General features: G+C 58.8%; 28 protein-coding genes. 19 read left to right on the top strand and 9 right to left on the bottom strand.

Features of this window, described 5'->3' with window-relative positions:
- Positions 1–318 precede the first annotated feature (318 nt).
- The 7 genes from ACR0EK_RS14330 to ACR0EK_RS14360 all read left to right on the top strand — a co-directional run bounded on the left by ACR0EK_RS14330 (position 319) and on the right by ACR0EK_RS14360 (position 6,059).
- Positions 319–1,473: a phosphoserine transaminase gene (locus ACR0EK_RS14330; RefSeq protein WP_480484181.1), complete on the top strand. Its 1,155-nt coding sequence runs from the start codon at positions 319–321 to the stop codon at positions 1,471–1,473.
- A gap of 97 nt (positions 1,474–1,570) precedes the next feature.
- Complete coding sequence (gene serA / locus ACR0EK_RS14335) at positions 1,571–3,166, top strand: phosphoglycerate dehydrogenase (protein WP_267364308.1); 1,596 nt, start codon at positions 1,571–1,573, stop codon at positions 3,164–3,166.
- A 120-nt stretch (positions 3,167–3,286) separates the two neighbouring features.
- On the top strand, positions 3,287–4,015 hold the full coding sequence (locus tag ACR0EK_RS14340) for a metallophosphoesterase family protein (RefSeq protein WP_480900506.1): 729 nt from the start codon (positions 3,287–3,289) through the stop codon (positions 4,013–4,015).
- Between the two features lie 35 nt (positions 4,016–4,050).
- Entirely contained in the window at positions 4,051–4,929 is an 879-nt protein-coding gene (gene serB / locus ACR0EK_RS14345; protein ID WP_480488529.1) for a phosphoserine phosphatase SerB, read from the top strand.
- A gap of 41 nt (positions 4,930–4,970) precedes the next feature.
- Positions 4,971–5,300, top strand: a complete 330-nt coding sequence (locus ACR0EK_RS14350) for an ArsR/SmtB family transcription factor (protein WP_171638620.1) — start codon at positions 4,971–4,973, stop codon at positions 5,298–5,300.
- On the top strand, positions 5,288–5,716 hold the full coding sequence (locus ACR0EK_RS14355) for an SRPBCC family protein (RefSeq protein WP_480474207.1): 429 nt from the start codon (positions 5,288–5,290) through the stop codon (positions 5,714–5,716). Before ACR0EK_RS14350 ends, ACR0EK_RS14355 begins: the two co-directional genes overlap by 13 nt.
- Before the next feature lie 22 nt (positions 5,717–5,738).
- Positions 5,739–6,059 carry a YciI family protein gene (locus ACR0EK_RS14360; RefSeq protein ID WP_267364302.1) on the top strand — a complete coding sequence of 107 codons (321 nt, stop codon included), beginning with the start codon at positions 5,739–5,741 and terminating at the stop codon, positions 6,057–6,059.
- Positions 6,060–6,064: 5 nt separating this feature from the next.
- Here the strand turns inward: ACR0EK_RS14360 and ACR0EK_RS14365 are convergent, their stop codons facing one another.
- Positions 6,065–7,063, bottom strand: coding sequence for an asparaginase (locus tag ACR0EK_RS14365; protein ID WP_480967890.1), 999 nt, complete (start codon positions 7,061–7,063; stop codon positions 6,065–6,067).
- A gap of 179 nt (positions 7,064–7,242) precedes the next feature.
- Between ACR0EK_RS14365 and ACR0EK_RS14370 the strand changes: the two genes are divergently transcribed.
- From ACR0EK_RS14370 to ACR0EK_RS14390, 5 genes are all read left to right on the top strand, one after another.
- The gene (locus ACR0EK_RS14370; RefSeq protein WP_209505046.1) at positions 7,243–7,779 is read left to right on the top strand and encodes an invasion associated locus B family protein; all 537 of its coding nucleotides are present in this window, start codon (positions 7,243–7,245) and stop codon (positions 7,777–7,779) included.
- A 164-nt stretch (positions 7,780–7,943) separates the two neighbouring features.
- Positions 7,944–8,111 carry a hypothetical protein gene (locus ACR0EK_RS14375; RefSeq protein ID WP_209505044.1) on the top strand — a complete coding sequence of 56 codons (168 nt, stop codon included), beginning with the start codon at positions 7,944–7,946 and terminating at the stop codon, positions 8,109–8,111.
- A gap of 108 nt (positions 8,112–8,219) precedes the next feature.
- Positions 8,220–8,597, top strand: a complete 378-nt coding sequence (locus ACR0EK_RS14380; protein WP_480900498.1) for a lysozyme inhibitor LprI family protein — start codon at positions 8,220–8,222, stop codon at positions 8,595–8,597.
- Between the two features lie 93 nt (positions 8,598–8,690).
- A complete protein-coding gene (rlmN, locus tag ACR0EK_RS14385; RefSeq protein WP_267363724.1) occupies positions 8,691–9,878 on the top strand; it encodes a dual-specificity RNA methyltransferase RlmN in 1,188 nt (395 codons plus the stop codon).
- A gap of 286 nt (positions 9,879–10,164) precedes the next feature.
- On the top strand, positions 10,165–10,785 hold the full coding sequence (locus ACR0EK_RS14390; RefSeq protein ID WP_480900497.1) for a cytochrome P460 family protein: 621 nt from the start codon (positions 10,165–10,167) through the stop codon (positions 10,783–10,785).
- Here the strand turns inward: ACR0EK_RS14390 and ACR0EK_RS14395 are convergent.
- The 3 genes from ACR0EK_RS14395 to ACR0EK_RS14405 all read right to left on the bottom strand — a co-directional run bounded on the left by ACR0EK_RS14395 (position 10,782) and on the right by ACR0EK_RS14405 (position 13,760).
- Positions 10,782–12,440, bottom strand: coding sequence for a U32 family peptidase (locus ACR0EK_RS14395; RefSeq protein WP_480900495.1), 1,659 nt, complete (start codon positions 12,438–12,440; stop codon positions 10,782–10,784). The two genes, ACR0EK_RS14390 and ACR0EK_RS14395, sit on opposite strands and share 4 nt — an antisense overlap.
- 64 nt (positions 12,441–12,504) lie before the next feature.
- A complete protein-coding gene (locus ACR0EK_RS14400) occupies positions 12,505–12,843 on the bottom strand; it encodes a hypothetical protein (RefSeq protein ID WP_480484160.1) in 339 nt (112 codons plus the stop codon).
- On the bottom strand, positions 12,840–13,760 hold the full coding sequence (locus ACR0EK_RS14405) for a DnaJ C-terminal domain-containing protein (RefSeq protein WP_480774121.1): 921 nt from the start codon (positions 13,758–13,760) through the stop codon (positions 12,840–12,842). The genes ACR0EK_RS14400 and ACR0EK_RS14405 overlap by 4 nt, the downstream gene beginning before the upstream one ends.
- Before the next feature lie 160 nt (positions 13,761–13,920).
- On the opposite strand from ACR0EK_RS14405, the gene ACR0EK_RS14410 reads away from it, so the two are divergent.
- Positions 13,921–14,304 carry a hypothetical protein gene (locus tag ACR0EK_RS14410; RefSeq protein ID WP_267363718.1) on the top strand — a complete coding sequence of 128 codons (384 nt, stop codon included), beginning with the start codon at positions 13,921–13,923 and terminating at the stop codon, positions 14,302–14,304.
- On the opposite strand, the gene ACR0EK_RS14415 is transcribed toward ACR0EK_RS14410, so the two are convergent.
- Positions 14,305–15,405, bottom strand: coding sequence for a cystathionine gamma-lyase (locus ACR0EK_RS14415; RefSeq protein WP_480967891.1), 1,101 nt, complete (start codon positions 15,403–15,405; stop codon positions 14,305–14,307).
- A 3-nt stretch (positions 15,406–15,408) separates the two neighbouring features.
- Positions 15,409–16,251, bottom strand: a complete 843-nt coding sequence (locus ACR0EK_RS14420; RefSeq protein ID WP_480967892.1) for an LOG family protein — start codon at positions 16,249–16,251, stop codon at positions 15,409–15,411.
- A 79-nt stretch (positions 16,252–16,330) separates the two neighbouring features.
- On the opposite strand from ACR0EK_RS14420, the gene ACR0EK_RS14425 reads away from it, so the two are divergent.
- The 3 genes from ACR0EK_RS14425 (at position 16,331) to dapD (ending at position 18,823) form a co-directional block, all read left to right on the top strand.
- Positions 16,331–17,242, top strand: coding sequence for a threonine/serine dehydratase (locus tag ACR0EK_RS14425; RefSeq protein WP_480967893.1), 912 nt, complete (start codon positions 16,331–16,333; stop codon positions 17,240–17,242).
- 44 nt (positions 17,243–17,286) lie between these two features.
- Positions 17,287–17,886, top strand: coding sequence for a GntR family transcriptional regulator (locus ACR0EK_RS14430; protein WP_209598385.1), 600 nt, complete (start codon positions 17,287–17,289; stop codon positions 17,884–17,886).
- Positions 17,887–17,995: 109 nt separating this feature from the next.
- Positions 17,996–18,823, top strand: a complete 828-nt coding sequence (gene dapD, locus ACR0EK_RS14435) for a 2,3,4,5-tetrahydropyridine-2,6-dicarboxylate N-succinyltransferase (protein ID WP_480967894.1) — start codon at positions 17,996–17,998, stop codon at positions 18,821–18,823.
- Between the two features lie 117 nt (positions 18,824–18,940).
- Here the strand turns inward: dapD and ACR0EK_RS14440 are convergent, their stop codons facing one another.
- Both ACR0EK_RS14440 and ACR0EK_RS14445 read right to left on the bottom strand, forming a co-directional pair.
- Positions 18,941–19,345: a hypothetical protein gene (locus ACR0EK_RS14440; protein WP_480774120.1), complete on the bottom strand. Its 405-nt coding sequence runs from the start codon at positions 19,343–19,345 to the stop codon at positions 18,941–18,943.
- A gap of 226 nt (positions 19,346–19,571) precedes the next feature.
- Positions 19,572–19,907 carry a cupin domain-containing protein gene (locus tag ACR0EK_RS14445; RefSeq protein WP_480774119.1) on the bottom strand — a complete coding sequence of 112 codons (336 nt, stop codon included), beginning with the start codon at positions 19,905–19,907 and terminating at the stop codon, positions 19,572–19,574.
- 115 nt (positions 19,908–20,022) lie between these two features.
- Between ACR0EK_RS14445 and ACR0EK_RS14450 the strand changes: the two genes are divergently transcribed.
- Positions 20,023–20,367, top strand: a complete 345-nt coding sequence (locus ACR0EK_RS14450; protein ID WP_209598381.1) for a hypothetical protein — start codon at positions 20,023–20,025, stop codon at positions 20,365–20,367.
- Here the strand turns inward: ACR0EK_RS14450 and ACR0EK_RS14455 are convergent.
- A complete protein-coding gene (locus tag ACR0EK_RS14455) occupies positions 20,364–21,422 on the bottom strand; it encodes a transporter substrate-binding domain-containing protein (RefSeq protein ID WP_480484152.1) in 1,059 nt (352 codons plus the stop codon). The two genes, ACR0EK_RS14450 and ACR0EK_RS14455, sit on opposite strands and share 4 nt — an antisense overlap.
- A gap of 208 nt (positions 21,423–21,630) precedes the next feature.
- On the opposite strand from ACR0EK_RS14455, the gene dapE reads away from it, so the two are divergent.
- Complete coding sequence (gene dapE, locus ACR0EK_RS14460; RefSeq protein ID WP_480900491.1) at positions 21,631–22,770, top strand: succinyl-diaminopimelate desuccinylase; 1,140 nt, start codon at positions 21,631–21,633, stop codon at positions 22,768–22,770.
- A 3-nt stretch (positions 22,771–22,773) separates the two neighbouring features.
- Positions 22,774–23,349, top strand: a complete 576-nt coding sequence (locus tag ACR0EK_RS14465; RefSeq protein WP_480900488.1) for a TIGR04282 family arsenosugar biosynthesis glycosyltransferase — start codon at positions 22,774–22,776, stop codon at positions 23,347–23,349.
- The last annotated feature ends 3 nt before the right edge of the window (positions 23,350–23,352 follow it).

Below are 23,352 nucleotides of genomic sequence, written 5' to 3' on the forward strand. Positions count from 1 at the left end.
CGGGATCCATGGGCGTCGACAAATACTGGTCCCCCGTCAACCGCGTCGACAACGCATACGGCGACCGAAACCTCGTCTGCACATGCCCACCCATGGACGCATACGAAGACGCCGCAGAGTAACACAACCCTACCCCGCCGAAACATCGGCGGGGTTTTTCGCCAATCGGAAACGCGTGTTCTGATTTGTGCCCGTTTCAGATGTCGTTTTTACCCGGTAAAGCGTCTTTTCTGCTTGCTGCAGGTGCGAAGGCCCCCTAGGTCTGTCCGTGGGACACCCCTCCCCAACGAGGGGCGTGTATCTGGAAGGGTAATACACATGACGATCGAACAACCGGCGACGCGGCCGGCAAATCCGCGTTTTTCTTCGGGCCCCTGTGCCAAACCCCCCACATTTGACCTGACAAAACTGGCTGATGCCGCATTGGGCCGGTCGCACCGCGCCGCTGTCGGCAAGGATAAGCTGAAGGCGGCCATCGAAGGCACGCGCGAGATTCTGGGCATTCCGGCGGATTACCGCATTGGCATCGTTCCCGCCTCGGACACCGGCGCGGTTGAAATGGCGCTGTGGTCTTTGCTGGGTGCGCGCAAGGTCGAGATGCTGGCCTGGGAAAGCTTTGGGTCCGGCTGGGTGACCGATGTGGTCAAGCAGCTGAAGATCGACGCCGAGGTGAAGACCGCGGATTACGGGCAGATCGTTGATCTGGCCTCGGTCGATTTCGCAAATGACGTGGTGTTCACGTGGAACGGCACAACCTCGGGTGTACGGGTACCCAATGGCGACTGGATTGCCGATGACCGCCAGGGCCTGACGATCTGCGATGCAACCTCGGCGGCCTTTGCGATGGATCTGCCCTGGGACAAGCTGGATGTAACAACCTTCAGCTGGCAGAAAGTGCTGGGCGGCGAAGCGGCCCACGGGATGCTGATCCTCAGCCCGCGCGCCGTTGAACGGCTGGAAAGCTATACCCCCGCATGGCCGCTGCCCAAGATTTTCCGCCTGACCAAGGGCGGCAAACTGATCGAAGGCATCTTTACCGGGGCAACGATCAACACGCCGTCAATGCTGGCGGTCGAAGATTATCTCTTTGCGCTGGACTGGGCGCGATCGGTGGGCGGATTGCAGGGGCTGATCGCGCGTGCGGATGCCAATGCGGGTGCGGTACACGCGTTCTGCGACCAGAACGGCTGGATCGCAAACCTGGCCGAGGATGAGGCGACGCGTTCGAACACATCCGTCTGCCTGAAGTTCACCGATGCCCGTATTCAGGACGGTGCAGCCTTTGCCAAGGCAGTCGCCAAGCGGCTTGAGACCGAGAATATCGCGCTGGATATCGGCGCCTATCGCGACGCGCCAGCAGGCCTGCGCATCTGGTGCGGCGGTACGGTTGAAACCTCGGATATTCAGGCGATGCTGCCCTGGCTGGCCTGGGCCTTTGCGACCGAGATCAAAGCGCAGGCGCAGGCTGCCTGAGTTTCATGTGCCGGGCTGAAGCCCGGCCTACCCCATCACCGACATAGGGCGGGCGTCAGCCCGCTATCCCCCTGAAGAATTCAAAGGACCAAGCAAAATGGCTCCCAAAGTACTGGTATCCGACAAGCTCAGCGAAACCGCAGTGCAAATTTTCCGCGACCGTGGCATCGACGTGGATTTCATGCCCGAGCTGGGCAAAGACAAGGACAAGCTGGCCGAGGTGATCGGTCAATATGATGGTCTCGCCATCCGTTCGGCCACCAAGGTCACACCGACCCTTCTGGAAAAAGCCGACAGGCTGAAGGTCATCGGTCGCGCCGGGATCGGCACCGACAATGTCGACAAAGAGGCAGCCTCGAAAAAAGGTGTGATCGTGATGAACACGCCCTTCGGCAACATGATCACCACCGCCGAACACGCCATCGCGATGATGTTCGCCGTGGCGCGGCAAATCCCCGAGGCCAGCACCTCGACCCATGCGGGCAAGTGGGAAAAGTCCAAGTTCATGGGGATCGAGCTGACCAACAAGACACTGGGCGTGATCGGTGCCGGCAACATTGGTGGCATCGTGTGCGAACGTGCGTTGGGCCTGAAGATGAAGGTTGTCGCCTATGATCCTTATCTGGGCGAAGAGAAAGCCTCTAAGATGGGCGTCGAAAAGGTCGAGCTGGATGAACTGCTGGCGCGTGCCGATTTCATCACCCTGCATGTGCCGCTGACGGATCAGACTCGCAACATCCTGAGCCGCGAGAATCTGGCCAAAACCAAAAAGGGTGTACGGATCATCAACTGTGCCCGTGGCGGTCTGGTCGATGAAGTGGCGCTGGCCGAGATGCTGCAATCCGGCCATGTTGCCGGAGCGGCCTTTGACGTGTTCAGCGAGGAACCCGCCAAGGACAACGCATTGTTCAACCTGCCCAACGTGGTCTGCACGCCCCATCTGGGCGCGGCGACGACCGAGGCGCAGGAGAACGTGGCCTTGCAGGTGGCTGAACAGATTTCGAACTACCTGCTGACAGGCGCGGTCGAGAACGCGCTGAACATGCCCAGCGTGACCGCGGAAGAAGCCAAGCTGATGGGGCCGTGGATCAAGCTGGCAGGTCATCTGGGCAGCTTCATCGGCCAGATGACGGATGAGCCGGTCAAGGCGATCAACATCCTTTATGACGGTGTGGCCGCTGAAATGAACCTGGCCGCGCTGAACTGTTCGGTGGTCGCGGGGATCATGAAAAAGTTCAACCCCGAGGTGAACATGGTCTCGGCCCCTGTGGTCGCGAAAGAGCGCGGGATCAAAATCTCGACCACCAATCAGGACAAGTCGGGTGTTTTTGATGGCTATATCAAAGTCACGGTCGTAACGGACAAGCGTGAACGGTCGATCGCTGGCACGGTGTTCAGCGATGGCAAGCCGCGCTTTATCCAGATCAAGGGCATCAATATTGATGCCGAGGTCGGCGCTCATATGCTGTACACCACCAACGAAGACGTGCCCGGCATCATCGGCACGCTGGGTCAAACCATGGGTGAAAACAACGTCAACATCGCCAACTTTACCCTCGGCCGATCCGAGGCCGGAGGCGAAGCGATTGCATTGCTCTATGTCGACGAACCGGTCCCGGCCGAAGCGCGGGCGAAGCTTGCCGAAACAGGCCTGTTCACGCAGATCAAGCCGCTGGAATTCGACGTCGCCTGATTGGGGCTGTTGAGTTTGAGGAACAGTTCACGACCCGGTTGCACCTGCGATCGGGTCAATTGTTCTCTCCGATAGCGATCTGGGGCAAAAGCAAGCGAAAATTACATCCGGAGTATTTCTATGACACAGCCTGTCTATGTTATTGGTGATCTGCACGGGCAGGTGGCCGAGCTGGAGCGCGCGCTGTCCCTGATCCAAAGCGATGGCGGCCCCGACGCTCAGATCGTGTTTCTGGGTGATTACGTGGATCGCGGCCCTGACAGTCGCGGGCTGATCGAACGCCTGATTGCCGGGCGTGATGCGGGTCGGAACTGGATCACTCTGCTGGGCAATCACGATCGCATGTTTGCCTGGTTCATGGAGGACACGCCGCGCCACGATCCGCATTTGTTGGTGGGATACCACTGGCTGCATGACAGGTTGGGCGGGGTCGAAACCCTGCGCAGCTATGGGGTGGAATTCGAAGGTCAGATCCGCCTTGAAAACCTGCACCGGATGGCACAGGCAGCCGTGCCGAAATCGCACCTGACCTTTCTGCGCGATCTGGTGGCGATGCATCAGACGCCCGAGATTGCCTTTGTTCATGCGGGTATCCGTCCGGGTGTGCCGCTGAATGAACAGCAGGCAAGTGATCTGATCTGGATCAGACAGGACTTCCACGACTACCAAGGCCCGCATCCCAAACTGATCGTTCATGGACACACGCCTGTGGATCAGGCGACGCATTATGGCAACCGGATCAATCTGGACACGGGGGCCGGGTACGGACGCCCGACGGGCGTCGCCGTATTCGAGGGACAGAATTGCTGGGAACTGACCGAACAAGGTCGAACACCATTGACGCCCTGACCGTTCCGCATGGGTATGACACTGGAGATTGGAATATGTACGTCGCCACTTTGCTGACCAACCCGGCTGCACCCTCACTGGACCGCGCCTTGCCGGAATCGTTGCGCAACGCGTGGGGCGGTGGGGATGTCCTGTGGCTCAGCCCGGACGAGGCGGTCGAGTTTGACCTGCGCGACATGCCCGCCAATCGCTGGGACGTTTGGGCAGACTTGCAGGGCATGGGCGTGGACCTGATTGTACAGCCTGCGGCTGGGCGGCGCAAAAAGATGCTGTTGGCCGATATGGACAGCACCATGATCCAGCAGGAATGCATTGACGAACTGGCGGATGAGGCTGGCGTCGGCGAAAGGGTCAAGGACATCACCGCCCGCGCCATGAACGGAGAGCTGGATTTCGAAGGTGCTCTGATCGAACGGGTTGGTCTGCTGAAGGATCTGGATGAAAGCGTCATTGGCAAAGTCCTGCGCGAACGGATCACCTTGACGCCCGGCGGACAGGCGTTGCTGGCAACGATGCGGGCCAACGGAGCCTATGCTGCGCTGGTGTCAGGTGGCTTTACCGCCTTCACCGCGCGGGTGGCAGAGCTGCTGGGGTTCGATGAAAACCGCGCCAACACTCTGCTGGCCGCAGATGGCAAACTGACGGGCGATGTGGCGCGTCCCATATTGGGGCGGCAAGCCAAGATCGAGGCGCTTGAGCAGATTTCCACGCGTCTTGGGTTGTCCGAAAATGACGTGATCGCCGTGGGCGACGGGGCCAATGATCTGGGCATGCTGGGGCGGGCCGGAACCGGCGTTGCCCTTCATGCCAAACCGTCGGTGGCTGCGAAATGCGACGTGCGGGTGAATCACGGCGACCTGACGGCACTGCTTTACCTGCAAGGGTACAGTCGCGCGGATTTTGTCGAATCCTGACAGGGCTTTTCATTATTTAACATTTGTGTTAAATAGAGGTCATGAGCACGCTTCTGACCACCTTTTCCGCTTTGTCCGATGCCACCCGGTTCTCGATTGTCGAGCAGCTGATGGAGCAGGGCGAACTGCCCGCCGGTGACCTGATCGAAGGGCGCGGAATGTCCGGTGCTGCGATTTCGCGCCATCTGAAAGTGTTGCGCGAGGCAGGGTTGGTGCAGCAGCGCGTGCGGGGCACCCAACGGATGTACTCCATCCGGTCCGACGGGCTGCGGATGATTGCCGACTGGACGATCTCCAAACGGCAATTCTGGGAAAGCAGCCTCGATCGCCTCAGTGATATCATCGAAAGGGAGAATTCATGGCCGACCTGAAACTGGAACGGGACTTCCCCGTCAGCCCAGAGGATCTGTTTGCATGGATCAGCGACGGCAGCCGGTTGTTGCAATGGTGGGGGCCCGAAGGGATGCATGTCCCCGAGCATAATCTGGATTTCTCGCGCACCGGCCCGTGGTATTCGGTCATGGAAAACAGCGAGGGCCAGCAATACAAGGTCTCGGGCCACGTCACGCATGTCGACCCGCCAAACTCGGTGGGGTTTACCTGGGGCTGGCATGACGATCAGGATCAGCGCGGGGCCGAAAGCCACGTTTCCTTCACAGTCACAGCGACGGGCACAGGGTCACGCTTGGTTTTGGACCACCGCGAACTGGCCGATGCCGAAGCAGCCGCGAACCACAATCAGGGCTGGACGTCTTCGCTGCGCAAACTCGAAGCGAAGTGCAAATAAGGTTTCATCAGGGAGGAGCGATATGCCCCAGTATTTGTTTGTTTATCACGGGGGACACACCCCGACCGACCCCGCCGAGATTGAGGCGACCATGGCCGCTTGGGGCGCATGGTTTCAGGGTATGGCCGAAGCGTTAGAGATCCCCGGCAACCCGGTCGGACAGTCCTATACGGTCAGCAGCAGCGGGGTTGTCGACAATGGCGGCGCAAACCCGGCCTCGGGCTTTACCGTGATCAAGGCCGACAGCATCGAAGCCGCGACCGAGATGGCCAAGGGCTGTCCGATGGTCGTCAATGGCTCGGGCTCGGTCGAGGTGGCCGAGGTGCACGAGATCGAGATGTAGGGGCCTTAGCCGGGGAAACCCGGCGCAGGTTTGATCACGCCGCATTCCAGCCCCCGGCGGCTGTATTGTGTGGCGTTCATGAATTTGCGGGTGGCCGGGTGATCGGCCTCCAGCACACCTAGGCTCACCAGAATAGCGGCGATGGCGCATTCGCTGGCCCGTGTGGTGCCATCGGTGATCTTCAGCGCAACGCCCATGCGTTTTTCCGGGATGATGGCCACAAACACCGCCTCGGCCCCGGTCTTGATGGCGACGCGCCCGTTCATGGCGCGCATCAGTTCGGTGCAGGCACGGGTCTCACCGGCAACCAGTTCCGGATGTTTCACCATGGCTGCCACCAACTGAACCGCCGCCTCGCTGGAACGGTCGGACCGATCCGAGGCGCTTGCGAACCACGCCATCGACCGGGCCAGCCCGGCCAGCGACACGGCGAAATTCGGGGCGGAACAGCCGTCAATACCGTAACCGGGGCTGGTTTCGCCTGACGTCTCTTCGATGGCAGACAGGCAGGCCTGCTGCACCGGGTGATCGATTTCCAGATATTCCGGCCCTGCACCCAAATGCTGACCCAGTGTCAGGAAACCACAATGCTTGCCGGAACAGTTGTTGTGGATCTGGCACGGGGTGTCATCCGCCAGGATCAGCCGATCCCGCGCTGCGGTGTCCGCTGGCTCCTGTGGCCCGCAGCGCAAGTCGTGCTCGCTCAGCCCCAGATGATCAAGCCACGCCGTCACGCGGTCGGTATGGATCGCGGCCCCGTTGTGTGACGCGCAGGCCAGCGCAAGATGTTCGCTGTTCAATCCGTATTTTGCCGCGGCTCCTGACGTGACCAGCGGAAGCGCCTGAATCATCTTGGCGGATGAGCGCGGATAGATAACCGCTTGCGGGTCGCCCCAGCTGCGCACGATCTGGCCGGTGTCGTCGCAGATGACCGCGTGACCCAAATGCAGGCTTTCCAGCAAGTTGCCACGCCACAGTTCTGTCATTGCTACGGGCTGCGTCATCTGGACCTCCGAAATTTATGCGCAAAATTCTGCCAATCGCCCTTTCGCCTGTGGCGAAACCTGCGTTAGTGTGTGTATGTCGGCAATCATCGGAATGCGCAACGGAATAGACGGGCCGGAAGGGTTCGCAGCCATGTCCGATGGATTTGAGGTATCGGTCGAGCTAGGAGGCTGGACAAATGGGATCAATGCTCGTTCGTACGATCGCGGGCCTGTGTGTGGCAGGCATCGCCGCAACGTCTGCACTCGCCCAACAGGCGACAAGCACAAACCGGGTTGCTGCAAAAACGGACTGGAGCGTTTTTGTCGAAGATGATCCCACCGAATGCTGGAGCGTTTCGGCCCCCAAGGAAACCGTGAACACCCGGGGCGGGCGCGTCGTATCCGTGCGGCGCAGCGACATCCTGTTGTTTGTGTTCTATCGCCCCAATGCCGAGGTCAAAGGGCAAGTGACCTTTACCGGCGGCTATCCGTTTGCACCGGGATCGACAGTGAACCTGAATGTCGACGGGTCCGAGTTTGAACTGTTCACCGAAGGTGAGTGGGCCTGGCCCGCATCAGATGCAGATGACGCCAAGATCGTCACAGCGCTGAAACGCGGAACCGAGGCTGTTCTGACTGCCCGGTCCGAACGCGGCACACAAACCAAGGACACCTTCTCGCTGCTGGGCTTTACCGCAGCAATCGAAGACGCCGAAAAGCGCTGCACCAAGTAAGCACCCCGACCTAAGCAAATGGTCCCGTCTTTGGCGGGGCTTTTTTTGTTTTTACGCTCCCCTGTACCTTTACGCAGGATCAACCCGTTTACTTGATCCGTATCAATGTGAGCTCTGACGATTTCCGAACTAATCAGTTCAAGAGAAACCAAGGAGTTGCCACCATGCTGAACAAATCTCTTGTCGCGTTGATGATGATATCAGCCATGCTGCTGAGTGCCTGCGAAAACAAGGGCGAGACTTATCCTGTAACCGGCGAACAATGCGGACCGAACGATCCGGTCAAGACCCTGGATGCCGAAGATTGCTATATCCCACCCGCGGGTGTCTGACGCGGAACTGCATTTCCGTTGGTTTAGGGGGCCAACCGGCATCTAAACCTTTCTGGCAAAACATGTTACTCTGGCCTGACCCCAGCTGAATGGATGAATGAGGCGGCCATGCGTCTGATCTTGATCGCGCTGCTTTTGCCAGCCACCGCAACCGCCGACCCGGCGTTGGAATGTTCCGACGCCGGATCACAAGTCGAAATCGGATCCTGCGTCGGAGAGATGGAAGCACGGGTCTCGCGCGCGCTGCAGGTGAGTTTTGATTTGGCGGTACAATCTGCCAACGAGCTGGACGAGGTCACCGGGCGGATAGTGGCTGAACCTGCCCTCATAGCGGCGCAACAGGCCTGGGAAACCTATCGCGATACGCATTGCACCGCCGTCGGCGCGTCGTTTGGTGGCGGATCGGGTACAGGTATCGCAATCACATCATGCCGGGTGAATTTGGGGCGGGCACGCGTTGAAGAACTGTTGAGTTTTGCAGACTGACTGAAACGATTCCTTTTGATCTTTGCACAGGTTCCTATATAGAGGCGCATCCCAAGCCAGAATCCTTGAAGATACGCCTCAGCAGGTACCACAATGTCGCCCAAAGCGCCGATCACTCAAGACGTCATGACCCTCCCTCGCAAATTGCCCGAGGGGAAGGTGAACCTTGTCGGTCTCACCCGCGACCGTTTGCGCGAGGTCCTGATCGAACATGGTACGCCCGAAAAGCAGGCAAAGATGCGTACCGGTCAGATCTGGCAGTGGATCTATCAATGGGGCGTGCGCGATTTTTCCCAGATGACGAATCTCGCCAAAGCGTACCGTGCGCAACTGGCCGAAAACTTTGTGGTCGAGATACCCGAGGTGGTGACCCGACAGGTATCCGAGGACGGCACCCGCAAATATCTGTGCCGTATCGCGGGCGGGCACGAGGTCGAGGTGGTCTACATCCCCGAAGAAGATCGCGGTACGCTGTGCATTTCATCTCAGGTCGGATGTACACTGACATGTTCGTTTTGTCATACGGGCACCCAGAAGCTTGTACGTAATTTAACATCTGCCGAAATTGTCGGGCAGATCATGATGGCGCGCGACGATCTTGACGAATGGCCGACCCCCGGTGCGCCAAAGGATGAAACGCGCCTTCTGTCAAACATCGTTCTGATGGGAATGGGCGAGCCGCTTTACAATTTCGAAAACGTCCGCGATGCGATGAAGATCGCGATGGACCCCGAGGGGATTTCCCTGTCGCGCCGCCGCATTACGCTGTCGACCAGTGGAGTGGTACCCGAAATTGCGCGCACGGCTGAGGAAATCGGCTGTCTGCTGGCGATCTCGTTCCATGCAACCACGGATGAAACCCGCGACGTTCTGGTTCCAATCAATAAACGCTGGAATATCGAGGAGTTGTTGCAGGCGCTGGCCAGCTATCCCAATGCCTCGAACTCCGAGCGGATCACGTTCGAATACGTGATGCTGGACGGTGTGAATGACAGCGACGCGGATGCCCATCGTTTGATCGACCACATCAAGCGTCACAAAATTCCGGCCAAGATCAACCTGATCCCGTTTAACGAATGGCCCGGCGCGCCGTACAAGCGCAGCTCGAACAACCGCATCCGCGCTTTTGCCAACATCATCTATCAGGCAGGCTACGCCTCTCCCATTCGCAAGACACGGGGCGAGGATATCATGGCGGCGTGCGGTCAGTTGAAATCGGCAACCGAACGTGCCCGCAAATCGCGCAAACAAATTGAGTCCGAAGCCGGTTTAACCCCGTAGTTTTTCTGTTCGGTTCATCATGGATCGGGTGGTCGTGCTTTGATTGTCCAAGATGACCGCCTGCACGCATGAAGTGTGCCTGTAAACTTAATGTTTCAGATGCTGATTCAATATGCATAATTTGCTATATTTTAATGATTCAATGCCGCAGGATGCAGGTTCAAATCGATGCACAAGGCGGTGAGATTCCGGGACCTGAGCTGGTAAGAGTTCCCGGAGCCGCTAGAATAAGAACACTGTCGTCACGTGGCGCTCAGGCGAACTGATTTTCAGGTGGGTCGTAATAATGGACTCGTATCTTCGAATAATTCTCCAGCACAAGGCCATTGCGTGCGCGATACTTCTGATTTCTTCAGGACTGGCAACGGCAGATGGTCACAACGCCCACATAGCGATCGAAAACCCGGCAGAGCTAAGCAAGGATGAGGCCGCGGCCCACTACCATTCGCTCAGCCGCCGCATGGCACGGGGGTATGCTGCGGCGCAACTGGATCTGGTTCTAAACTACCAAAGCTGGCCGCTTTTCAACGACGCGCCATATATCTCGGCCACACACGGACAGCGTTTCGTCAACACGTATGCCAACCGAATGGCGCACAACTATGGGACATTGCGACAGGGCGAAGAACTGCCCGTGGGATCGGTGCTTGCCAAGGACAGCATGACGGTGACCGATGAAGGTCACATACATCCCGGTGCCATGTTCATAATGGAAAAACTGCCAGAGGGTACCAGCCCGAACACCGCTGACTGGCGTTATATCATGGTGCTGCCGGACGGGTCCTTGTTTGGCGATACCATGGGCGCCCGTGCCAGCGAAGTTGCCTATTGCCACGTCTGTCACGAACAAGTGGCGGATCGCGACTATACGTTCTTTATCCCCGAAGAATATCGGGTGGGAAACTAAGCCGGTTCACCCGGCAGCTTGAGTTCTGTCGCCTCACGGCGGCTGAGCTGTTCGCCTTGCTTCCGTTTGGACAGCACCTCGCGGGCCAACGCGTATTTGTCATCTTGCCAGAAGATCAGGCATCCGTTGCAGCCCTTGCCGCAGCATCCTTCCGTGCCGATGCGGTTTGTCTTGAACCGGCGTTCGTTACCGTCTTGGCCAATCTTTTCAACCAGATCATCGCGACGGCGTGCATAGGCAGTTGGGTTGTCGCGACCGGTGGTTTCCAATCCCTGCACGAGCTTGTCAAAGCGAATGCGGCTCCAGTGTTCGTCGGTCAGGGCGCGTTCCTTGCGCAGCACTGAATAGACCGGAAAACGGGCGCGCAGATCGTCGATATCCTCGTGATCGAACAGGGTGAAAGGCATCCGAATGATGGTTTTTGTGCTGCCATGCACGACGTCCAGCCGTGCGCCATCATGGGCGCGTTCGAAATCATAAACCCGCAGCAGAACCGTGTCGCGCGCAACTGGCGAGACGAAATCCAGCACATCACCCGGTTCCAGCTTGTTCTTCACCTCGACCAGAAAGGCATCCTCGGTCACTTCGGTGACGATCCCGGCATATTCCCATTGCGCGATGGATGCGGTGTGTTCGTAATCATGGGCGTAATTGGTCAGCCGCCCTTCGTGGAAGGCCAGCGTATAGCCGCGATTCCCGACGGTTTCGAGCTCACGCATGTAAGGCTTGGGGTCCCAGTTTTCGGGGTCCGCGAAATAGTCATCTATCGCCATACGATAGGCCCGTGCGACGATCGCGGCGTAGTATTCCGATTTGCCGCGCCCTTCGACCTTGAGGCTGTCGACACCGATTTTCAGGTACTCATCCAGCTTCGGCATGATGCAGAGGTCGCGTGAGTTGAGGATGTACGAGCCGCGATCATCCTCTTCGATGGGCATCAGGTCACCGGGGCGGCAGCCTTCTTCCAGCAGGAATTCGAACAGGTCGGCGTTTTCCTCGGTGATACGCAGCTCCTGATGTGTGCCATCCTTGAGGCGCAGTTTCAGACCATAGTTCCAGCGACAGGAATTGGCGCAGTTGCCCTGGTTGGCCCCGCGTTCGGCCATGAAATTCGACAGCAGACAACGGCCCGAATAGGTCATGCACATAGCACCGTGCACGAAGGATTCTAGCTTGATATCAGGGCACTTCTCACGGATCTCGACCAGTTCGGGATAGGAAACCTCACGCGCCAGAACCACCAGCTCGGCCCCCTGATCCTGCCAGAACTTCACCGACAGCCACGAACAGATATTGGCCTGGGTCGAGATATGCAGCGGCAGTTCGGGCGCGCGCTCGCGGACGTATTGGAACACGCCTGGATCGGCGATGATCAACCCGTCGGGCTGCACCTTGCGCACCGTGTCGATGTATTCGTCCAGCTTCGGGATGTCTTTGTTATGCGAGAACAAGTTCAGTGTCAGGTAGGCGCGCCGACCATGGCTGTGACAGAACTCGACCCCTTCAATTACCTCGTCCAGCGAAAACTCGGACTTGGTGCGCAGCGACATATCCGGCGTGCCCAGATACACGGCGTCTGCCCCATAGAGGATGGCGAGTTTAAGTTTGCGCAGATTGCCCGCAGGCATCAGCAACTCGGATCTGGGCTGGGTCATGGAAGCTACCTGACAAAGGATCAAGGCGGCCTTCTACGCCATAATCATTGCGCCCAAAACCCTGTTATCTGCGACGGAACCGCGCTGTGCCGATAACTTCGATCAGTTGTTGGCGCACCGGCTCGGGTTGCGCCTCGACTGCGTTCAGAACCTCACGCAGTTCGGCGCGCAGCCCATGCATCTGATCAATCAGCGAGATCATCATCGACAGCGCATCGGCCTCCATGTCGTATTGCTCGTGCAACTCGCAAGCCAGTTCCAGCCGGGCAACGTCGATACTGTGATAGACCAGCCCCTGCTCCGATTGTTCAGGGATCACGATCTCGGCCGCAAGATACTCGGTCAGGCGGTCCGAGGTCAGGCGCGAGACGGTTTCGATCAGTTCCTTTTCGGTCAGGGTCATGACGGCATTCCTTTCCGCGGATCGTAGCGGTGCGTTTCGCGCCATGTCTCCATGAACTGCCTGAGATCATCATCGATCTTGTCGGGCATCGAGACAGTCAATTCGATCAGTTGGTCGCCGCGCAGGGACGAGCCGCGTTTCTTCACCCCCTTGCCGCGCAGGCGAAGGGTTTTGCCGCTGCTTGTGCCCGCCGGAACATTGACGTTCACACCGCCATCGATGGTGGGGGCGGCGACTTTCCCGCCCAGAATGGCCTCATCGATGCTGATCGGCAGCGTGATATGGATGTCGTCGCCCTGACGGTCAAACACCGGATGTTTGGCGACCGTGACGGTCACCAACGCATCCCCCGGAGGGCCTTCGCCATAACCCGGAGCACCCTTGCCGCGCAGGCGGATGGTCTGACCTTCGGTTATCCCGGCGGGGATCTTGACCTCGATCCGGTTGCCGTCTGGTAGCGTCAGTTTCTGACTGGCGCCAAACACGGCATCCAGAAAGCTGATTTGCAGGGAATAGTTCAGGTTATGCCCTGGCGCATGAAACTCATGCCTTTGCTGGCCGCCAAATCCACTGCGGCCGCGCATGAATTCGGCAAAGATGTCCGACATGTCGTCCGGGTCCGCCTGACGCCCGCGATAGGGGTTTCCAGCGGCCTCAGCATAGTCCCGGTAATAGTGTTGTTGCGGGCGTTCCTGACCCGATGCGTCGATTTCGCCATTGTCGTAACGGGCGCGGGTTTCAGGATCTTTCAACACGTCATACGCAGCGGCGGCGGCCTTGAATTTGGCCTCGGCCTTGGCGTCGCCGGGTTTCAGGTCCGGGTGGCACTCCTTAGCAATACGCCTGTAGGCTTTCTTGATTTCGTCGGCACTGGCGTCTTTCGATACGCCAAGGACGGAATAGGGATCGTCGCTCATCTCACACTCACGGGTCAGGGACAGGTCTGATCTTGATGAATGTGTTCTACCACGTGTTTTCAACGGGTCAAAAGGAAGAGGCGATTGAATTGTCTCGAAAAAACTCAGAAGCCTGCTAATATCTTCATATTTCTGATTGTAGATTGACGGAGGCCATCCCATGTCGCGCAGAATCAAATCCGCTTTGGCCCTGCTGGCCGGCAATGCCATCGGGCTGTTGCTGGCTTCGCTGATACTGTCCGGTTTCGCGATCAAACCGATCTCATTTATCGTGGTTGTGATTGTTTTCACCGTCGTTCAGGTGATCGCCGAGCCCTTGATACTAAAGCTTGGCGAAAAGAAAGCGCCCGCATTGAAAGGCGGGATCGCCCTGGTCGTGACATTTGTGGGCCTGCTGGTGACCGACCTCATCGCGTCGGGGCTGACCGTTGGCGGTATCTCGAACCTGCTGGCGGCGACGCTGCTTGTCTGGCTGGGGGCGCTGATCGCCAGCGTGGTACTGCCGATCTACGTTTTCAAGGACCTGCGTGCCGCGAAGAAGTAATCACAGCGCGTTCAGGCTGGCCTCGATCGCCTTCCACAGTTCGTCCACCGGTTCGCATCCAACGGACAGGCGGATGAAGGCCGGGTCGACACTATCGCCCCAGCGCGCGCGGCGCTCGGCCGAGCTGTGAACACCACCGAAGGAGGTGGCGGGGCGCAAAAGCGGGCAAGTGTTGATGAAGGCCTCGGCCTTGTCTTCGCTTTCCAAAGTCAAGGATAGCAGAAATCCGAACCGTGCCGTTTGTGCCTGCGCCAGTGTGTGTGATGGATCATCGGCCAGCCCGGGATAGCGGACCTGCTTGACCGCCGGGTGACCTGCCAACCGTTCTGCCATTACCTGAGCCGAGTTGCACATCCGGTCGAACCGGACATCCAGCGTTTCCAACCCGCGATGCAACAGCCATGCCTCATGCGGTCCGGGGATCGAGCCGGAGACTCTCCGCCATTCCTCGACCCGTTCCATGATGTCACTGTTGCGGCTGGCCACGTGACCCATCAGCATGTCGGAATGCCCGCCCATAGCCTTGGTGTCGGACGACACGACCACGTCGATGCCCAAATCCAACGGGCGCTGACCCAGCGGTGTCATCGTCGTATTGTCGGCAATCGTCACCCCGCCAGCAGACCGCACCTGTTCGGCTATAACTTTCAGGTCAATCATGTCCAGACCGGGGTTCGAAGGGCTTTCGGCGAACACAACGTCAAACCCGTCAAAACCACCTGCGGCAAACGCTGTGGTCGGGCGCTCTTCAACTGTCACGCCAAGACGCGAAAGGAACCGGTCCGCCAGCAGACGGGTGACATAGTACCCGTCCGAAGGGATCAGAAGGCGCGAACCGGCTTGCACCGTTGCAAACAGAGCCGCAGAAATCGCGGCCATGCCGGACGGGAAGCTGAGGCAAGGCGCGTCTTCCAGATGCGACAAAACATGCTCAAGATGTACCCAGGTGGGGTTATCGACACGGCCATAGGTCGGGTGACCGTCCGGCGCACCGGGCAGATGGAACATGCTGCTTTGCGTCAGTGGAAGGGCGACGGGTTCGCCTTTTGACAACGCGTTGCCACGCAGGTGGAGCATTTCGCCTGTCTTTGGGGGTTTCATCGCTCAGCGCCCCGGAATTTCGTCGCGAGGCGGGGCGGGTTCCCAGTTGTCAATGATCTCGGCCGCCTCCTGCGCGGTGTCGACAAAGCGGAACAGGTCCAGATCCTCGTCCGAGATCGTACCGGCATCCGCCAGTGCGTCCCAGTTGATGACCTTTTCCCAGAACGCGCGGCCAAACAGCAGGAAAGGCACACGATCCATTCTGCCGGTCTGGATCAGGGTCAGGGATTCGAACAGTTCATCCAGCGTCCCAAACCCGCCGGGAAAGATGGTGATGGCGCGGGCGCGCATCAGGAAGTGCATTTTGCGGATCGCAAAATAGTGGAAATTAAAGCTGAGATCTGGCGTCACGAAACTGTTTGGCGCCTGTTCGTGCGGAAGCACGATGTTCAGCCCGATCGAGCACCCGCCTGCTTCGTGTGCACCGCGATTGCCAGCTTCCATTACACCGGGGCCGCCGCCAGTGACGATCACATTCTCGCGGCATCCGGTTTCTTTCGATTTCACGGTCATCAGTCGCGCGAATTCGCGTGCCTCATTATAATATTTCGACAGACCGGCCAGGGTTTCTGTCCGCGCGGTGTGCTTTTGCGAGGGTTCGGGAATGCGGGCGCCGCCGAACATGACGATGGTCGACGTGATCTCCCGCTCGGTCATGATCATTTCGGGTTTCAGCAACTCAAGCTGCAAGCGTACAGGGCGCAGCTCGTCCCGGCACAGAAACTCGTCATCCGCGAAAGCCAGACGGTAGGCCGGAGAGCGTGTTTGCGGTGTGTCCGGAACCTCTTTTGCGGTCGAGCGGTCGGTCTGCGCATCGCGAAACGGACTGTGGCGGTCTTCTCTCATCGGTGATCGATCCCTGCTTGCGTGTTTGACAAACAGCTATAGGGTTCGCGGGCAGAGTGCCAGTCACGGAAAGACGAGAATGAATTGGAAAAGTGAAATATCGGCAGCACGGGACCGCATCGCGGGATATGCGCAGGTGACCCCGGTTATGGAAAGCAACATTCCCGGCTATCCGGTTGAACTGAAACTCGAGCACATGCAGCATACCGGCAGTTTCAAGGCGCGGGGTGCGTTCAATACGCTGCTCAGCTCGGATGTGCCGGCTGCGGGTGTGGTCGCCGCATCCGGTGGCAATCATGGTGCGGCGGCAGCTTATGCAGCGCAGACGCTGGGGTATCCTGCAAAGATATTTGTGCCGGAACTGGCGGGTCCGTCCAAGATCGCACTGATCCGGCAAACCGGTGCCGACCTGAGCGTTGTTTCCGGTGAATACGCAAACGCGCTGACCGCAGCGCAAGAGCATGAGGAAATGACGGGTGCAATGCAGATCCATGCTTATGACGCCCCGGCCACGGTGGCGGGGCAAGGGACCTGTTTTGCCGAATGGGACGCCCAGGGCTTGCAGGCGGATACGGTACTGGTCGCTGTTGGCGGCGGCGGGCTGATCGCCGGGGCGCTGGCCTGGTTCGGTGGCGTGCGCAAGGTTGTGGCGGTCGAGCCGGAAACGTCCTGTGCGTTGAATGCTGCGTTGTGCGCTGGTGAGCCGGTTGATGTTTCCGTGTCGGGCATCGCCGCAAACGCGCTGGGCGCGCGGCGGATCGGCGAAATCTGTTTTGAACTGGCGCAGGGTATGAGTTCGGTTCTGGTGTCAGACGATGCCATCGCGGCGGCACAACAGGCGCTTTGGCGCGCGCATCGCATTCTGGTAGAACCTGCCGGCGCGACCGCATTGGCCGCCTTGACCTCGGGTGCGTATCGACCCGAACAGGGTGAACGCGTGGGTGTTCTGGTGTGCGGTGCAAATATTGCGCCGGACCCGTTCGCTGGGTGAATTATCGGGTTGTGGATGTGGATGGTGGATTTTATCTATAATCCATGACTGCAATGATTTCCGACACGATTTACCAAAGCCTCAGCCAGCGGATCATCACCGGAGAGCTGGCAGCTGGTGAAAAGCTGCGGCAAGACCATATTGCCCGAACCTTCGACACCAGCCATGTTCCGGTGCGCGAAGCCTTGTTGCGGCTTGAGGCGCATGGGTTGGCCCGGCATGAACCGCGCAAGGGAATGCGGGTTACGGCGCTGGACCCGGCAGAAGTTCGGGAGGTGATCGAAATGCGGGTGGCCTTGGAAACGCTGGCGTTGCAGCAATCGATGCAAAACATGTCTCCGGTCGCGTTGGAAAAGATCGAAAACGCACGCATCGCCTGTGATGAGGCGCAGTCGATGCCGCAATGGGAGGCTCTGAACAGAACGTTCCATCGCGCCATTCTGACGCCTTGCGGGCTGCCTCGGCTTTTGCACGCAATCGACGATCTGCATATTGCAAGCGCACGCCATCTGTTCGCGCAATGGCGGTTGAAATGGGTGCAACGGGCTGACACGGATCATGCGGCCATTGTGCGGGCTTTGAAGCGCAAGGAAATGGCCACAGCAACGGCGATCCTGACCCGCCATATTCGGCGCGCGAGCTGATGACCCTCTGCCTCAGACGCAATTGGGCCCGTCTACGTCGCATTGCGCCATGGGTCCGGCTTGCGTATAGGCCAAATCAACGTGAACAGATTCTGTAGGGAGACACCCCATGTCCAACGCGCAACTGGAAGCCGCCATCGAAGCCGCCTGGGAGGCACGCGAGACAATCACGCCCGCCACCGCAGGCGAGCAGCGCGAGGCGATCGAGGATACGCTGAATGCGCTGGACAGTGGCTCGCTGCGCGTGGCGGAAAAGCTGGAAACCGGTGACTGGCAGGTGAATCAATGGGCCAAAAAGGCGGTTCTGCTGGGCTTCCGTATCAAGGACATGGAAATCCAGCCTGGCGGTCCGCAGGACGGCGGCTGGTGGGACAAGGTGGACAGCAAGTTCGCCGGTTGGGGTGAAAACCAGTGGCGGTCTGCCGGGTTCCGCGCGGTTCCAAACTGTGTGGTTCGCAAGTCGGCATATATTGCACCGGGCGTGGTGCTGATGCCGTCTTTCGTGAACCTTGGGGCCTATGTTGACGAAGGCACGATGGTTGATACCTGGGCCACCGTCGGATCCTGCGCACAGATCGGCAAGAATGTGCACCTGTCGGGCGGCGTTGGTATTGGCGGAGTGCTTGAGCCGATGCAGGCTGGCCCCACCATCATTGAAGACAATTGCTTTATCGGCGCGCGCTCGGAAGTGGTCGAGGGATGTATCGTCCGCGAAGGCTCGGTTCTGGGGATGGGCGTGTTCATTGGTAAGTCCACTAAGATCGTGGACCGCAAAACCGGAGAAGTCATGTATGGCGAGGTTCCGCCCTATTCGGTTGTGGTCGCGGGTTCCATGCCGTCGAAGAACAACGTCAGCCTCTATTGCGCTGTGATCGTGAAGCGGGTCGACGAAAAGACCCGCTCGAAAACGGGCATCAACGAATTGCTGCGGGACTGATCGTTCTGGGAATGTCATAAGGCCGGAGCAGTTACGCTCCGGCCTTATTTGTTCTTTGGGTCAGGTCGGCTAAGGCAGATACCAAGCTTGTGGTCCTAGCCTGCCTTGAAGTGCTGCTTAGCGGCTCTCACCCTGCATGGCTTCCACTTCTGTGCTTCCTGCATTGGTTTCCGCACCACCGCCTTCGGCCTCGCCGCCGCCATCGGCTTCACTGCCACCTCCGGATTCACCATCGCCGCCGGATTCGCCTCCGCTTTCGGCCTCACTACCGCCTTCGGAATCGCTACCGCCCTCGGTGTCACTGCCACCTTCGGCCTCACCATCGCTGCCGGATTCACCTCCGCCTTCGGTCTGCGCGCCGCCTTCGGCCTCGCCGCCACCGGTGGTTTCGCCGCCTTCACCGCCCGCTTCTTGGGCATAAGCAGCATCACTTGTTACAAAGGACAGAATTGCAACAGCCGGTATACCGGAAAGTACAATCACGCTTGCTGTTGTTGTCATCAATCTGGACAGAACACTCATCTCAACTCTCCTTTGAAAATGACTTATGCAGTACCCGCAGCGTAGGGCCGGCATCGACGCTTAGTTGTGAATTGCTGGCGTCGTGTCCCGGCTAGCGGGAATTGGCCCAAAATGAAGAGGAAGACTGGCGCAAAAGTGCCGGATTCAACTCAACAGCTTTTCAGGCCGGAGGCCTTCAATCAATGAGGGAGGCCGAGACTCGCGTTCACTGAGTCTCTCACCCAGCTTATCCCTTGATCGGATATCGGTCCGGTTCCTCGAAAACATCTATGACCCGTGTGCCAGCCTTGATTTTGCCGCCATGTTCCACGCCTGATGGGATCGAATAACTGTCGCCCGAGCGGTAGGTCCGGGTCTGCCCGTCGATGGTCAATTCAATCTCACCCTCCACCACTATGCCCCATTGGGCTTTGTGAGAATGTAAGGGCAATTCGAAATCCTGAAGAAACGTAAAGAACGCCACCAATCCTGCATCCGACCGGATCACGGCCGTTTGCACCACGTCGTCGGGGAACGGTACGTCGAGGCTGGGAAAACTCGCTATGAAATCTGGGTAGGGCATGAAGGCGTCCTTTGTATTCGGGATCGGTTTATTCCGGGTACTATGGGGGCAAGGCGGGGCTCCTGCAATTGTTGGCTGCTTGACCGCGAACTGGCGCGGGGCTATGGCCCGGTGCATGGAGAAGCAAAAGAAACCCTCGCGTCAGCAAGTCTATACCCTTCTGGTCCAGATTGGCCGCAAGGAGGGCGACGGGCTGCCCGATGGGGCGACCGGCGCGGCGCTAATGTGCTATGCCAGCGGCGTGGATGAGGCCGAGGCCGTGCGTGAGACGGTCGCGATCCTGAAGCAGGCCGACACCGCACCGCTGGATGTCACCGGATACGGCACATTGGCCGAGCGTGAAGCGCAAGGTCACGATATCGAGGCGGACGAACGTGCGCTGATGCAAAGAGCATTGGATGAAAACGCAGTGATCGTCGCGCAGATGACACCGTTTTTCGGAGACGAGGCGCAGGCCTAGTTCCGCGATCCGAACCACTTGCGATAGATTTCGTCATAGGTTCCGTCTTCGCGCAAGCCAAGCAATGCCTGGTTGACATCCTCGACCAGAGGTGATCCGGTCGGGAAAGCGATGCCGTAGTTTTCGCGCAGGAAAACACCACCTGTCATCGACGCAATGCGCCGCCCTTCATGGGCCGCAAAATAGGACAGGATCGGCGCGTCGAATACGACGGCATCCAGATCTTCGGCCTTGAAAGCGTCCAGCATCTCATTCAGCCCCGGATAGCTGGTAAACTCGATCTCGCGCCGGTTCAGAAAACTTGCCGCAGTCGACCCTGATATTGTCCCGACAGTCTTGCCGTACAGGTCGTTCACCGAATTCACGCTGCCGGTAATGGCGTCCACAGTCATGACCGAGGTGATGCGGGCGGTGAACACCGAAACGATGAACAAGGATGACACCACCAGCACGACACCCAACATTCGACCGAACGGAGTGCGCGGCATTCGCTCTTCGAACCCGCCATTCACAACCAAGTTCAGCGCCCACCAGAACGATGGGAACCACGCTTCGTTCAAGTCGCGGTCGAAATAGGGTTGGGCGCGGCGTTCAAAGCTCCACATCAACATGCCGCCACCGAGGAGAATGGCAAAGGCCAGCCCTATGGCGATGAACAGTTCTTTCGAGAGCAGGGCCTGCAACAGCGATGGTTTTCGTACCGCGTCCGAGGGTACCATGATCTGAAGACCCGCTTCGAAGATCGGCTGAGAGAAATCCATTTGCGTTTCACGCAGGGCGGTGATCGAGATATTGGCGATGGCAAGGTCTGCAGATCCGCTCTGCACGGCACCCAACATGTCAGAAAACGCCTCGACGCGGTTGACCGTGTAGTCCCAGTTCAGAGCCTCGGCCAAAGCCGCCAGCAAATCCATAGAGAAGCCGGTTTCGTCGCCATCCTCGACATAGGAAAATGGCGGGCGGGTCACGGTTGTGACCGAAAGGGACTGTGCCAGGCTTTGCTGTGCGATGACGGCGAAAGTCAGGCAGATCAGTGCGAAGAAGGCGCGCTTCATATTCAATTCACCTGTTTCGCGGCCCTGTAACGCGAATTTGTGGCGGGCGGCAAGGTGGTCGCAGGGTAAAGTGTCATGTTTTATTGGGGTGTCGCTTTGATATCTAAATATTCGGATGACCGTTTTTTACGGATTGGGGTTGGAAAACCGGCCAAATCGTTGAATCTGTGCGCGAACCCGCGTCAGACACAGTTCCAGAGGCCCCCGCATGACTGATCCCGTCCAATTGACAGCCGAACTGATCCGTTGCCCTTCGGTCACACCCTCAGAAGGCGGAGCACTTGTTTTGCTTGAGGCGGTGCTGTCGGAGGCAGGTTTCGAATGCACGCGCGTTGATCGCGGCGGCATCAGCAACCTTTTCGCGCGTTGGGGGCAGAAAGGTCATGCGCGCAGTTTCGGATTCAATGGTCACACGGACGTCGTCCCTGTCGGCGACGAAGCTGCCTGGACTGCGCCGCCCTTCGGGGCCGAAGTGCGGGATGGGGTGATGTTTGGGCGCGGCACTACCGATATGAAATCCGGAGTTGCGGCTTTTGCGGCTGCGGCAATGGATTTCGTGCGTGACACCCCTCCGGATGGGGCAATTGTCCTGACAATTACCGGTGATGAGGAAGGCGATGCGTTGGACGGCACCACTGCGCTTCTCGATTACATGAAAGGCGCGGGTGAGCGTATGTCGGTCTGTCTGGTAGGAGAGCCAACATGCCCGAACAAAATGGGTGAGATGATCAAGATCGGTCGTCGGGGCTCAATGACTGCGTGGTTTAAGATTACAGGTGTGCAGGGGCATTCGGCTTATCCCCATCGGGCCAAAAACCCGCTGCCCGCCATGGCGCGGCTGATGGATCGGCTTGCCAGCCATGAACTGGATCAGGGCACGGACCATTTCGACGCCTCCACGCTGGCTGTTGTCACCATCGACACTGGAAACGCCGCGACCAACGTGATCCCGGCGCAATGCAGCGGCGCGGTCAACATCCGCTTTAACGATCTGCATTCCGGAGCCAGCCTGAGTGACTGGTTGCAGTCAGAAGCGGATCTGGTGGCAGCTCAGTACGGTGTCGAAATCGGTGTCACGATCAGTATTTCGGGTGAAAGTTTTCTGACCCCGCCGGGGCCTTTGTCGGATCTGGTGGCCAAAGCGGTCGAAGCCGAAACCGGCGTTACGCCTGAGCTGTCGACAACCGGCGGCACCTCGGACGCGCGCTTTGTCAAAGACCATTGCCCGGTGGTGGAGTTCGGCTTGGTCGGGCGCACGATGCATCAGGTGGACGAGTGTGTTGAGGTTGCGCAGATCGAGCAGCTCAAATCGATCTATACCCGTATCCTGACGGATTATTTCGCCTGATCCATGCAACGCACATTGGTGATCATGGTCAAGGAACCCAGACCGGGCCGTGTCAAGACGCGGCTTGGGCGTGACATCGGCATGGTTGGCGCCGCGTGGTGGTTTCGGCACCAGACCCGCGCTTTGATCCGAAAGCTGCGTGATCCCCGCTGGCAGATCGTGCTGGCCGTGTCGCCCGATGCCGAAGGTCTTGCAAGCCGTATTTGGCCCGTTGATCTGCCGCGCGTGCCGCAGGGGTCCGGCGATCTGGGTGACCGGATGAGCCGGATGTTGCGCGGAATGCCCAAGGGGCCGGTTTGCCTGATCGGAGCGGATATTCCGGGCATTTCGCGTGCACATATTGCTCGTGCTTTTGGTGCGCTTGGGCGATGCCGGATGGTGTTCGGCCCCGCGCCGGATGGCGGTTATTGGCTGGTCGGTGCGCAGCGCTACAGCGCGTTGCCCGCAGGTCTGTTCCGCGATGTGCGCTGGTCGACAGAACATGCTTTGGCCGACACACTTGCCTCGATCCCAAACTGCCGTGTGACCCTGCTGGACCAGCTGCGCGATGTGGATACGGTCGCTGATCTGAAGCCCTGAGAT

This window comes from Ruegeria sp. AE4, assembly GCF_056542185.1.

Coding starts and splice junctions, on each gene's coding strand:
- ACR0EK_RS14330 (WP_480484181.1), top strand. CDS start 319: ATGACGATCGAACAACCGGCGACGCGGCCGGCAAATCCGCGTTTTTCT.
- serA (WP_267364308.1), top strand. CDS start 1,571: ATGGCTCCCAAAGTACTGGTATCCGACAAGCTCAGCGAAACCGCAGTG.
- ACR0EK_RS14340 (WP_480900506.1), top strand. CDS start 3,287: ATGACACAGCCTGTCTATGTTATTGGTGATCTGCACGGGCAGGTGGCC.
- serB (WP_480488529.1), top strand. CDS start 4,051: ATGTACGTCGCCACTTTGCTGACCAACCCGGCTGCACCCTCACTGGAC.
- ACR0EK_RS14350 (WP_171638620.1), top strand. CDS start 4,971: ATGAGCACGCTTCTGACCACCTTTTCCGCTTTGTCCGATGCCACCCGG.
- ACR0EK_RS14355 (WP_480474207.1), top strand. CDS start 5,288: ATGGCCGACCTGAAACTGGAACGGGACTTCCCCGTCAGCCCAGAGGAT.
- ACR0EK_RS14360 (WP_267364302.1), top strand. CDS start 5,739: ATGCCCCAGTATTTGTTTGTTTATCACGGGGGACACACCCCGACCGAC.
- ACR0EK_RS14365 (WP_480967890.1), bottom strand. CDS start 7,063: ATGACGCAGCCCGTAGCAATGACAGAACTGTGGCGTGGCAACTTGCTG.
- ACR0EK_RS14370 (WP_209505046.1), top strand. CDS start 7,243: ATGGGATCAATGCTCGTTCGTACGATCGCGGGCCTGTGTGTGGCAGGC.
- ACR0EK_RS14375 (WP_209505044.1), top strand. CDS start 7,944: ATGCTGAACAAATCTCTTGTCGCGTTGATGATGATATCAGCCATGCTG.
- ACR0EK_RS14380 (WP_480900498.1), top strand. CDS start 8,220: ATGCGTCTGATCTTGATCGCGCTGCTTTTGCCAGCCACCGCAACCGCC.
- rlmN (WP_267363724.1), top strand. CDS start 8,691: ATGTCGCCCAAAGCGCCGATCACTCAAGACGTCATGACCCTCCCTCGC.
- ACR0EK_RS14390 (WP_480900497.1), top strand. CDS start 10,165: ATGGACTCGTATCTTCGAATAATTCTCCAGCACAAGGCCATTGCGTGC.
- ACR0EK_RS14395 (WP_480900495.1), bottom strand. CDS start 12,440: ATGACCCAGCCCAGATCCGAGTTGCTGATGCCTGCGGGCAATCTGCGC.
- ACR0EK_RS14400 (WP_480484160.1), bottom strand. CDS start 12,843: ATGACCCTGACCGAAAAGGAACTGATCGAAACCGTCTCGCGCCTGACC.
- ACR0EK_RS14405 (WP_480774121.1), bottom strand. CDS start 13,760: ATGAGCGACGATCCCTATTCCGTCCTTGGCGTATCGAAAGACGCCAGT.
- ACR0EK_RS14410 (WP_267363718.1), top strand. CDS start 13,921: ATGTCGCGCAGAATCAAATCCGCTTTGGCCCTGCTGGCCGGCAATGCC.
- ACR0EK_RS14415 (WP_480967891.1), bottom strand. CDS start 15,405: ATGAAACCCCCAAAGACAGGCGAAATGCTCCACCTGCGTGGCAACGCG.
- ACR0EK_RS14420 (WP_480967892.1), bottom strand. CDS start 16,251: ATGAGAGAAGACCGCCACAGTCCGTTTCGCGATGCGCAGACCGACCGC.
- ACR0EK_RS14425 (WP_480967893.1), top strand. CDS start 16,331: ATGAATTGGAAAAGTGAAATATCGGCAGCACGGGACCGCATCGCGGGA.
- ACR0EK_RS14430 (WP_209598385.1), top strand. CDS start 17,287: ATGACTGCAATGATTTCCGACACGATTTACCAAAGCCTCAGCCAGCGG.
- dapD (WP_480967894.1), top strand. CDS start 17,996: ATGTCCAACGCGCAACTGGAAGCCGCCATCGAAGCCGCCTGGGAGGCA.
- ACR0EK_RS14440 (WP_480774120.1), bottom strand. CDS start 19,345: ATGAGTGTTCTGTCCAGATTGATGACAACAACAGCAAGCGTGATTGTA.
- ACR0EK_RS14445 (WP_480774119.1), bottom strand. CDS start 19,907: ATGCCCTACCCAGATTTCATAGCGAGTTTTCCCAGCCTCGACGTACCG.
- ACR0EK_RS14450 (WP_209598381.1), top strand. CDS start 20,023: ATGGAGAAGCAAAAGAAACCCTCGCGTCAGCAAGTCTATACCCTTCTG.
- ACR0EK_RS14455 (WP_480484152.1), bottom strand. CDS start 21,422: ATGAAGCGCGCCTTCTTCGCACTGATCTGCCTGACTTTCGCCGTCATC.
- dapE (WP_480900491.1), top strand. CDS start 21,631: ATGACTGATCCCGTCCAATTGACAGCCGAACTGATCCGTTGCCCTTCG.
- ACR0EK_RS14465 (WP_480900488.1), top strand. CDS start 22,774: ATGCAACGCACATTGGTGATCATGGTCAAGGAACCCAGACCGGGCCGT.